The sequence below is a fragment of the Pseudomonas sp. 382 genome (assembly GCF_002759075.1).
Taxonomy (GTDB): Bacteria; Pseudomonadota; Gammaproteobacteria; order Pseudomonadales; family Pseudomonadaceae; genus Aquipseudomonas; species Aquipseudomonas vlassakiae.
This window is the reverse complement of sequence record NZ_PEMX01000031.1, coordinates 63,023-71,880: the sequence shown is the minus strand read 5'-3', so window position 1 is coordinate 71,880 and position 8,858 is coordinate 63,023. Positions and strand designations below refer to the sequence as shown.

At 62.7% G+C, this 8,858-nt stretch carries 9 protein-coding genes; 3 read left to right on the top strand and 6 right to left on the bottom strand.

All coding sequences use genetic code 11. From position 1 onward, the window contains the following. Positions 1 to 182: 182 nt before the first annotated feature. On the bottom strand, positions 183 to 1,103 hold the full coding sequence (locus CQW31_RS24950; RefSeq protein WP_099815643.1) for an AraC family transcriptional regulator: 921 nt from the start codon (positions 1,101 to 1,103) through the stop codon (positions 183 to 185). A gap of 202 nt (positions 1,104 to 1,305) precedes the next feature. Here CQW31_RS24950 and CQW31_RS24945 point away from each other — a divergent pair, with 202 nt between their 5' ends. Then, positions 1,306 to 1,599 (top strand): putative quinol monooxygenase, encoded by a 294-nt coding sequence (locus tag CQW31_RS24945; RefSeq protein ID WP_054885035.1) that lies wholly within the window; start codon positions 1,306 to 1,308, stop codon positions 1,597 to 1,599. A 45-nt stretch (positions 1,600 to 1,644) separates the two neighbouring features. Next, a complete protein-coding gene (locus CQW31_RS24940; protein ID WP_099815646.1) occupies positions 1,645 to 1,878 on the top strand; it encodes a hypothetical protein in 234 nt (77 codons plus the stop codon). On the opposite strand, the gene CQW31_RS24935 is transcribed toward CQW31_RS24940, so the two are convergent. Together CQW31_RS24935 and CQW31_RS24930 are read right to left on the bottom strand one after the other, a co-directional pair. Further along, entirely contained in the window at positions 1,879 to 2,484 is a 606-nt protein-coding gene (locus CQW31_RS24935) for a flavin reductase family protein (RefSeq protein WP_054885033.1), read from the bottom strand. A gap of 100 nt (positions 2,485 to 2,584) precedes the next feature. Beyond that, complete coding sequence (locus CQW31_RS24930) at positions 2,585 to 2,911, bottom strand: hypothetical protein (protein WP_054885032.1); 327 nt, start codon at positions 2,909 to 2,911, stop codon at positions 2,585 to 2,587. 353 nt (positions 2,912 to 3,264) lie between these two features. Between CQW31_RS24930 and CQW31_RS24925 the strand changes: the two genes are divergently transcribed. Beyond that, a complete protein-coding gene (locus CQW31_RS24925) occupies positions 3,265 to 4,017 on the top strand; it encodes a hypothetical protein (protein ID WP_054885031.1) in 753 nt (250 codons plus the stop codon). Between the two features lie 67 nt (positions 4,018 to 4,084). Here the strand turns inward: CQW31_RS24925 and CQW31_RS24920 are convergent, their stop codons facing one another. From CQW31_RS24920 to CQW31_RS24910, 3 genes are all read right to left on the bottom strand, one after another. Next, the gene (locus tag CQW31_RS24920) at positions 4,085 to 5,404 is read right to left on the bottom strand and encodes an MFS transporter (protein WP_099815645.1); all 1,320 of its coding nucleotides are present in this window, start codon (positions 5,402 to 5,404) and stop codon (positions 4,085 to 4,087) included. Positions 5,405 to 5,661: 257 nt separating this feature from the next. Continuing rightward, positions 5,662 to 6,996, bottom strand: a complete 1,335-nt coding sequence (locus tag CQW31_RS24915; RefSeq protein ID WP_099815642.1) for a sigma-54 dependent transcriptional regulator — start codon at positions 6,994 to 6,996, stop codon at positions 5,662 to 5,664. Continuing rightward, positions 6,990 to 8,747, bottom strand: a complete 1,758-nt coding sequence (locus CQW31_RS24910; protein ID WP_099815641.1) for an ATP-binding protein — start codon at positions 8,745 to 8,747, stop codon at positions 6,990 to 6,992. The genes CQW31_RS24915 and CQW31_RS24910 overlap by 7 nt, the downstream gene beginning before the upstream one ends. Between the last annotated feature and the right edge of the window lie 111 nt (positions 8,748 to 8,858).

Sequence of the window (8,858 nt, the reverse complement as noted above, 5' to 3'; positions counted from 1 at the left end):
CTACCGTACGGAAACCGTTGCTGCCATCCAAATAGGCAGTGATTGCTGTGAGCTTGAACTGCTCAGTGTACTTGGCCATGAATCCCCCAAGGGTTGGATTGGTGTCCAACTTCTTGGGGGCAGTCCAATCCTGTGGGAGAGGGTTTACCCGCGAAGAGGCCGGTGCAGGTTCACGTGATTCTTCAACCGGCGCTGGCGCGCAACCGCGCCACATCTCGAATCGGCGGTGCGCCATACAGCCGGCTGTACTCGCGGCTGAACTGCGACGGGCTTTCGTACCCCACCCGGTAGGCCGCCACCGCTGCTTCCAGGCCGTCGTTGAGCATCAGCCGCCGCGCTTCCTGCAGGCGCAGTTGCTTCTGGTATTGCAGCGGGCTCATTGAGGTCACGGCCTTGAAGCGGTGATGCAGGGTCGAGATGCTGAGGTTGACCTCGCGCGCCAGGTCCTCGATGCGCAGCGGCTGCTGGAAGTTCTGGTTGAGCCAGGTGATGGCCTGGCTCACCCGGTGAGTCTGGCTGTTGGCCAAGGCGATTTCGTACAGGCGATAACCCTGCGGCCCACGTAGCAGGCGGTAAAGAATCTCGCGACGAATCAGCGGCGCCAGCATGCCGATGTCGCGCGGGGCATCCAGCAAGCGGACCAGCCGCAGCAGCGCGTCGAGCAGCTGCGGATCGGTGCGTTCCACATACAGGCCGCGACCGGAGGGCAGGTTGGGCACCAGCATCGGCCCGCTCTCTGCGATCAGCTGGCTGATTTCGGCCGGGTCGAGGTCCATGCGCAAGCCAAGGCTGGGGTGCTCCGGGCTGGCGTCCAGCCGCACCGCGCTCAGCGGCAAGGTCACCGACACCACCATGTAATGCAACGGGTCGTAGGCGTATTGCTCGTCGCCGAGGAACAGGCTCTTGCTGCCTTGCGCCAGGATGCACAACGCCGGTTGTGCCAGGGTCGGCACCGATCGGACGTTTTCGGTGTAGCGCACCAGATACAGGTCGTCGATGGCCGAGGCGGGGCCGTAGGGCTCACCGGCGTGCCTGCGGATCAGGTCGGCCAGTTCCTGGCGTTGTACTTCCAGTGTCGGGTCGATGGACGGGACTGTGGTCATGATGGCTTTCCTCTGCTGACCGACGCAGCATAGGTTTGGGCAATGACAGGCGCTAGTCGAAAGCTGCACGTCGATTGCCTGATCCTGCCGCGCTGCAGGATCAGGCAATCGCCGAGCAGTAATGGCCTAACGCGTCGCGTGCGCCAGCCCCTAATCTTGGCAGCCTGGTATTTCCGCCCGCTTGCTTCAAGGAGATCGTGCAATGACCCTACGACAACCGGTCACCCATCTGGCTTTCATCCGTGCCAGCAGCGGTCGCTCCGCAGAACTCGGCGCCCGCCTGCGCGACCTGCTGGAGCCGTCATTACGTACCCCGGGTTGCCTGAGCTTCAGCGTGCAGCGTTCCCAGGCCGACGCCGACCTGTGGCTGCTCAGCGGTAGCTGGCGAGATCAGCAGGCGATGAGTGGTTATTTCGCCTCACCTACCCTGGATGTGTTCGGTGAACTGGTCCAGGCGCAGGTCGTCAGCAGCCTCGACTTGCATACCTTCGATTGAAACACGGTTAGAATGCCGCCCTTCGATCAACAGGCGGAAGGCAACATGGCACGTAGAGAATTCCCGCATTTCGAAGCGGTTTCGGCGATGGTCCCGGTGGAAGGCGGCGGCTACCACGCCGCTATCGCGGTCAAGGCCCTGGGCATGGGCGGCGCGCCGCGCTTTCACAAGGTACTCGACGAACAAGTGTTCAAAAGCGCCGTGGCGGCTGACGAAGCCGCCTGCGCCGAGCTCGCACGCCTGCAGGGCGTGGGCGAGGAAGGCGAACTGATCTGGTGATCAGGCCTGTGGGCGAGCCATCTTGAACAGGTTGCCCAACTCGAAGTAATCCGCCGGGCCACCGCCACGCAGGATCGGTTCGGCGGCAGCGGTGTCGTAGATACCGTTCTTCAGCAGGTGTTCGGCAATGTGCACCGCCACCACTTCACCCAGGATCAACCAGCTCGGCACCAGTGCCTGATCGGCGCGCTTGAGCTGGACGATCTGGCTCACCTTGCATTCGAAGGCCACTGGCGTTTCGCCAACGCGCGGCACCTTGACGATGTTCGATGCCACCGCAGTCAGGCCGCTCAGTTCGAACTCGTTGATATCGGCGGCAACGGCCGCGCAACTTTGGTTCATCTGCTCGGCCAGTGGCCGGGTAGCCAGGTTCCAGACGAACTCACCGGTCTGCTCGATGTTGTTCAGGCTGTCTTTGCGCCCGACGCTGCAGAACCCGATGATCGGTGGAATGTAGTTGAAGGCATTGAAGAAGCTGTACGGCGCGAGGTTCAGCTGGCCGTCCCGGCTCTGTGAGGAGATCCAGCCGATCGGGCGCGGGCCGACGATGGCATTGAATGGGTCGTGGGGCAGGCCGTGGCCTTTGGCGGGTTCGTAGTAGTACATCTGCCAGCATCCTTGGAACGAGGCGCCTAGTGTGCCAAGCCTTCGGCCGTCTGGAAATGATCAAGCCCGGCTGAGGCCGGGCTGGTAGCGCACAACAGGGTTAGCTGATGCGGTGGGCGTTGGTGCGGTCGAAGCCGTCTTCGGCGAAGCGTTGGCCGCCAGTGCGGTCGAAGCCGTCTTCGGCGAAGCGTTGGCCGCCAGTGCGGTCGAAGCCGTCTTCGGCGAAGCGTTGGCCGCCAGTGCGGTCAAAGCCGTCTTCGGCGAAGCGTTGTGCGCCAGTGTGGTCGAAACCGTCTTCGGCGTAGCTGGCCGATTGAGATTGAGCGGCGGCGAAAGTGTGGGCATTGGTGCGATCAAAACCATCTTCGGCAAAAGCGCCAGCAGCGAATACCGAGAGGGCCAGGGTGAGGATCAGTTTGCTTTTCATGGTTGTTGCTCCTTTGGATTCGAGAGGTTGTTTGTTTCTATGGGGTTAATGCTACGCCTATTAACTTGATTAAAAAGCGCAAAAAATAGCGTTTAAAAATCGAATTAGTAGATATCTAGGCCGTGCGCTTTGCCGCCCAGCGTTTGCTCAAGCTTGTCGATGAGGTGTGTTATGCCCAGGCGAGCGCAATGCTTCGCCAGCCACTGCAGATTGCGGGTGGTGGATTAATCGCTGGTTAAGAACGCAAAATCTTAATTTGTAACAGCGTATGAACGCTTTTTTCATATATCGCCAACCGATTTTTCAGGCGCTGCTCAGCACCATCGCCGCACTCAATTCCGGAGCGGCAAACGATGAACAAACTCCCGCAAATCACTTTGGCCTTCTGGGTCATGAAGATCTGCGCCACCACCCTTGGCGAAACTGCCGGTGATCTGCTGTCGATGACCCTTAACGTGGGTTATGCCGTCAGTTCGATGGTGCTGATCAGCGTGTTTCTGGTGACCTTGTTCGGTCAGCTGTTTTCGCGCAGTTATCATCCGATGCTGTATTGGCTGGTGATTCTGTCCACCAGCACGGCTGGCACCACCATGTCTGACTTCATGGACCGCACCCTGGGCCTGGGTTATGCCGCAGGTTCGGCAATCCTGATCGGCATCCTGCTGCTGACCTTCCTGGTCTGGCGCCTGAGCGGCAACCCACTCGACGTCACCCGCATCAAGAACCGCACCGGTGAAATCTATTACTGGATCGCCATCCTGTTCTCCAACACCCTGGGTACCGCGCTGGGTGACTACCTGGCGGATGACTCAGGTCTGGGCTTTGCTGGCGGTGCACTGCTGGTTGGCAGTGCCATCGCTCTGGTGGTACTGGCCCGATACTGGACGCGCATTCCCGGTGTGGTGTTGTTCTGGGTGGCCTTCGTGCTGACCCGTCCGTTCGGCGCGACCCTTGGCGACGTCCTGACCAAGCCGCATGAGAAGGGCGGGCTGGATTTCGGCACCATCGGTTCTTCCGCAGTGCTGGGCGGTGTGCTGCTGGTGCTGGTGCTGATGGCGAGCTGGTCCCAGAAGCGTGAGCCGCGCCAGGTGCTGGAAATGTCCTGATTACGGGTGTTTGACAAATAAAAAGGGCGCCCTCGAGAAGGCGCCCTTTTTCATTACGCAATGGCATTCAGTCAGTGGTAATCCGCGAATGCTGCTTGGTGTCCTTCATGGTCGCATACACCAGCAGCGAGCAAGCGATGCACGCCGTGACGTACCAGTAGAAGCCGCTTTCCATGCCGACGCTCTTGAACCACAGCGCCACGTACTCGGCGGTGCCGCCGAAGATCGACACGGTCAGCGCGTACGGCAGGCCAACACCCAAGGCGCGGATTTCGGTAGGGAACAGCTCGGCCTTCACCACTGCGTTGATCGAGGTGTAGCCGCTGACGATGATCAGCGCTGCCATGATCAGGAAGAACGCGCCCCACCAGGTCTGGATGGTGTGCAAGGTGCTGAGGATCGGCACGGTAAACAAGGTGCCGAGCACGCCGAAAGCGATCAGGATCGGACGACGGCCGATCTTGTCGGACAGGCCACCGATCACCGGCTGCAGGCACATGAACAGAAACAGGGTGGCCGCCGAGATGGTGGTCGAATCGCTGATGCTCATGCCTACGGTGTTGACCAGGTACTTCTGCATGTAGGTGGTGTAGGTGTAGAAGGCCAGCGTGCCGCCCATGGTCAGGCCGACCACGGTCAGCAGCTCCTTGGGGTGGCGCATGAGGGTGCGCATCAGGCTTTCCTTGGCCTTTTCCTTCTTGGTGAAAGACGCCGTTTCTTCCATGCCGCGGCGCAGGTACAGGGCAACCACTGCGCACAGGGCACCGATCACGAAGGGTACGCGCCAGCCCCAGGCATACAGCTGCTCGGTGGTCAGGGTCTGTTGCAGGATGATAAGTACCGCCAAGGCGATGAGCTGGCCGGAAATCAGCGTCACGTACTGGAAACTGGAGAAGAAGCCACGGCGGTCCTTGCTGGCCATCTCGCTGAGGTAGGTGGCCGAGGTCCCGTATTCGCCGCCCACCGACAGGCCCTGCATCAGGCGTGCGATGACCAGCAGGATCGGCGCGGCGACGCCGATGGTTTCATAGCCGGGGGTCAGGGCGATCACCAGGGAGCCGGCACACATCAGCAGCACCGAAGCCATCAGTGCAGCCTTGCGCCCCTTGCGGTCGGCGTACAGGCCCATCAGCCAGCCACCGATCGGGCGCATCAGGAAGCCCACGGCGAAGATCGCAGCGGTGTTGAGCAACTGGGCGGTGGAGTCGCCGGCGGGGAAGAAGGCTTTGGCGAAGTACAGCGAGAACGCGGCGTAGACGTACCAGTCGTACCATTCGACCATATTGCCGATGGAACCACTGAAGATCGACTTCAGGCGGCTGGCGGTGGTTTTTTCAGCGGCGGGCGTGACGGCCGCCCCGGCTGGCAGGGAGGTGGCGTTATCCATCAGGGATACCTTCTCGTTGTTTTTGTGGAGCGCGCCGAAGCGCAGCTTGCCTGGGCAATAGCAGAAGGTGTGCCAAATGGGTGCGTAGCGATCCAAATGGGGGCGTTGCAGCGTCACGGGAACCGCGTGTTACCTGGCGCGGCGCAGTTCTGTGTGGCAGCGGGCGTGCCCGCGATGGGCTGCCCAGCAGCCCCCGAAATCGCGCAGGGATAAGCGGATTTTCGCCGATCAAGATCCGTCGATAAGCGGATTTCCGCCTATTCCCGCTCGACGAATGCCTCGCGGACCAAACCGTGGCGCTGCATCTTTTCGTTCAGCGTGCGCCGAGGCAGCTGCAAGGCCTCCATCACCGCCTTGATCTCCCCCGCATGCTGGCGCAAGGCAGCACGCAGGCACTGGGCCTCGAACGCTTCCATCTGTTCACCCAACGACTGACCGGCAGGCGCTACCTCGATGTTCGGCGAACCCAACCCCAGGGCATGCCGCTCCGCGGCATTGGCGAGCTCACGCACATTGCCCGGCCAGTCATGGGACAGCAGCTGCGCCAGTTGCGCACCGCTCAGAGCGGGCGCCGTGCGCCCCAGCTTGGTCGCGGCCGCACGGGCGAAATGCTCGAACAACAGCGGGATATCCTCACGCCGTTCACGCAGCGGCGCCAGGCGCAGTTCCGCCACGTTCAGGCGATAGGCCAGGTCCTCGCGGAAACGCCCGGCACGGGCTTCTTCAAGCAAATCGGGCTTGGTAGCGGCAATGATCCGCAAGTCGACGCTGATGCTCTGGTTAGCCCCCAGCCGCTCCAGCTTCTGCTCCTGGATCACCCGCAACAGTTTGGCCTGCTGGGCCAGCGGCATGCTCTCGATCTCGTCGAGGAATACCGTACCGCCGTTGGCGTATTCCAGCTTGCCGATGCGTTTGCCCTGGGCGCCGGTGAAGGCGCCGCTTTCGTGGCCGAACAGTTCGGCTTCGAACAGCGCTTCAGGGATGGCCGCGCAGTTGAGCGCGACAAACGGTTTTTCGGCACGCGGGCCGAAGTCGTGCAGGCAACGCGCTACGCGCTCCTTGCCGCTACCGGTCTCGCCGCGGATCAGCACATTGACCGGCAGGCTGGCCAGGTCCAGCACCTGTCGGCGCAACTGCTGCAAGCCCTGGGACATGCCCAGCAGGGTCGTTTCCAGGCGTGACTTGAGGTCGGCCTGCTCGTGCAGCCGTCGGTTCTCCAGGACCAGCTGGCGTTTCTCCAGTGCGCGGCGCAGGCTGCCCAGCAAATGTTGCGGTGTAAACGGCTTTTCCAGGAAGTCATAGGCGCCGTTGCGCATCGCTTCGACCGCCATTGGCACGTCTCCATGGCCGGTCAGCAGGATCACCGGCAGGTCCGGGTCATCCCCCTGCAGGCGTTCGAGCAGCTGCAGGCCACCCATGCCCGGCATGCGCACGTCGCTGATGATCACCCCGGCAAAATGCGCGGGCAGCTGGGCCAGGCAGTCTTCGGCACGGGCGAACAGTTGCACGCTGAAGCCCGACAGGCTTAGCCATTGCTCGACCGCCGTGCGGATGCTGGCTTCATCATCGACGACGATCACTGAATTCAACATACAGGCTCCAGGTCACGGGGCAGGGTCATGCTCAACCGGGCGCCGCCCGGCAGGTTCTCGGCGTGTAACTGGCCGCCAGCTTCGACGATGATGCCATAGGAAATCGCCAGGCCCAGGCCCAGGCCTTCACCTACCGGCTTGGTGGTGAAGAACGGGTCGAAGACCTTGGCCAGGTCAGCTTCGGCAATGCCGCCGCCGGAGTCCAGCACGCTGAGGCGCCACTGCCCATTATCCGGTTCGATGCGGACCTCCAGGCGCCTGTAGCGTTTGTCGGCCATGGCATCGAGGGCGTTGCGCAGCAGGTTGATCAATACCTGTTCGAGGCGGATGGCATCGCCCCGGACCCAGGCCGGGCGTGCCAGGTACAGGGCCACTTCGACTTCCTCACTGCGTATGCGAGTGTCCAGCAAGTGCAGGGCCTGGTCGACCACGGTGGCCAGGTCGAGGCGTTCACGCAGGCCGACCGGGCTGTTGCGGGCGAAGGTCTTCAGATGGCTGGTCAGGGCAGCCATGCGCGTGAGCATTTGCTCCAGCGGTTCGAGGGCCTTGCGCGCGTCGTCGTAACGGCCGTGGTCAAGCAACAGACGCAGGGTTTCCAGTTGCATGCGTTGGGTCGTCAGCGGCTGGTTGATCTCGTGGGCCATGGCCGCCGACATCTGCCCCAGCGCAGCCAGTTTGGCCGCTTGCACCAAGCCTTCCTGGGCGGTGCGCAGCTCGCGCGTACGTTCCTCGACCTGGCGCTTGAGCTCTTCGCGGCTGCGCTGGCGCAGGCGCGCCAGGCGCAGACGCTGGCTGACGAACAGCGCAGCGAACACCAGGCTCAGCCACACCGCTGCAGCACCCAGTGCAGCGTTGCGACCGGCAGCTTCGACCTGGGGGCTGCGCAGCAGGTGCAAGGTCCAGTCTTCGCCTTCCAGCGGCAGGCTCTCCCAAAGGAATTCGGCGCTGCCATCGGGGCTCTGCACCCGGCTCAGATGACTGTTGCTGGCGAAGCGAGTCAGCACCTGATGCTGAAGCGGCACCAGCGGCTGCTTGTCGTACTGGCGGGTTTCGGCCAGCTCGGCGCGGTCGGCGCCTGTGAGTGGCTTGAGTTGGCGGTAGCGCCAGCCTTCCTGGTTGGCGATGAAGGTGATGCCCCGGGCGTCACTGACCAGCAGGATGTCACTGCCCTGGCGCCATTCGCGTTCGAGCTCGGGGAACTCCAGCTTGACCACCATGGCGCCGAGGAAGCGCCCCTGTTCATCGCTGACCGCGCTGGCCAGGAAATAGCCCGGCACACCGCTGGTCACGCCAACCGCATAGAAGCGGCCACTGCCCTGGCTGCGGGCCTGCTTGAAGTAGGGACGAAAGCCATAATTGGAGCCAACGTAGGTGGTCGGCAGGCGCCAGTTGCTCGCGGCCACGGCCAGCCCGGTACGGTCGAGCAGCTCCAGGGTAGAAGAGTTGGCGGCGCCGTTGATGCGTTCGAGCTTGAGGTTGAGCGCGTGTTGCGTTTGCTCACTGACCGGGCCGCGCAAGGCCTCGATCAGTTCCGGGTCCAGTGCCAGCACGGCGGGCAGGGCGCGGTAGCGATCGATCAGGGTGTGCAGGGCGTTGGCGTACAGCACCAGTTGCTGGCTGGCGCGGCGGGCGTCGTCTTCCATGGCCTGGCGCTTGGCCTGGTGCATGGCCCAGCCGGCGCTGAGCACAGTGCCGAGTACGATGAGCAGGGTGATCAGCCCCAGACGCAGGGCGCGAAAGGACAAGGGCATGGGGCGGATCCGGATTCAGGGATATCAGGCCTGGCCTCTTCGCGGGCTTGCCCGCTGCCACAGGATACTCACAGCCCAATGGGCTCGTGCAGTACCTGTGGGAGCGGGCAA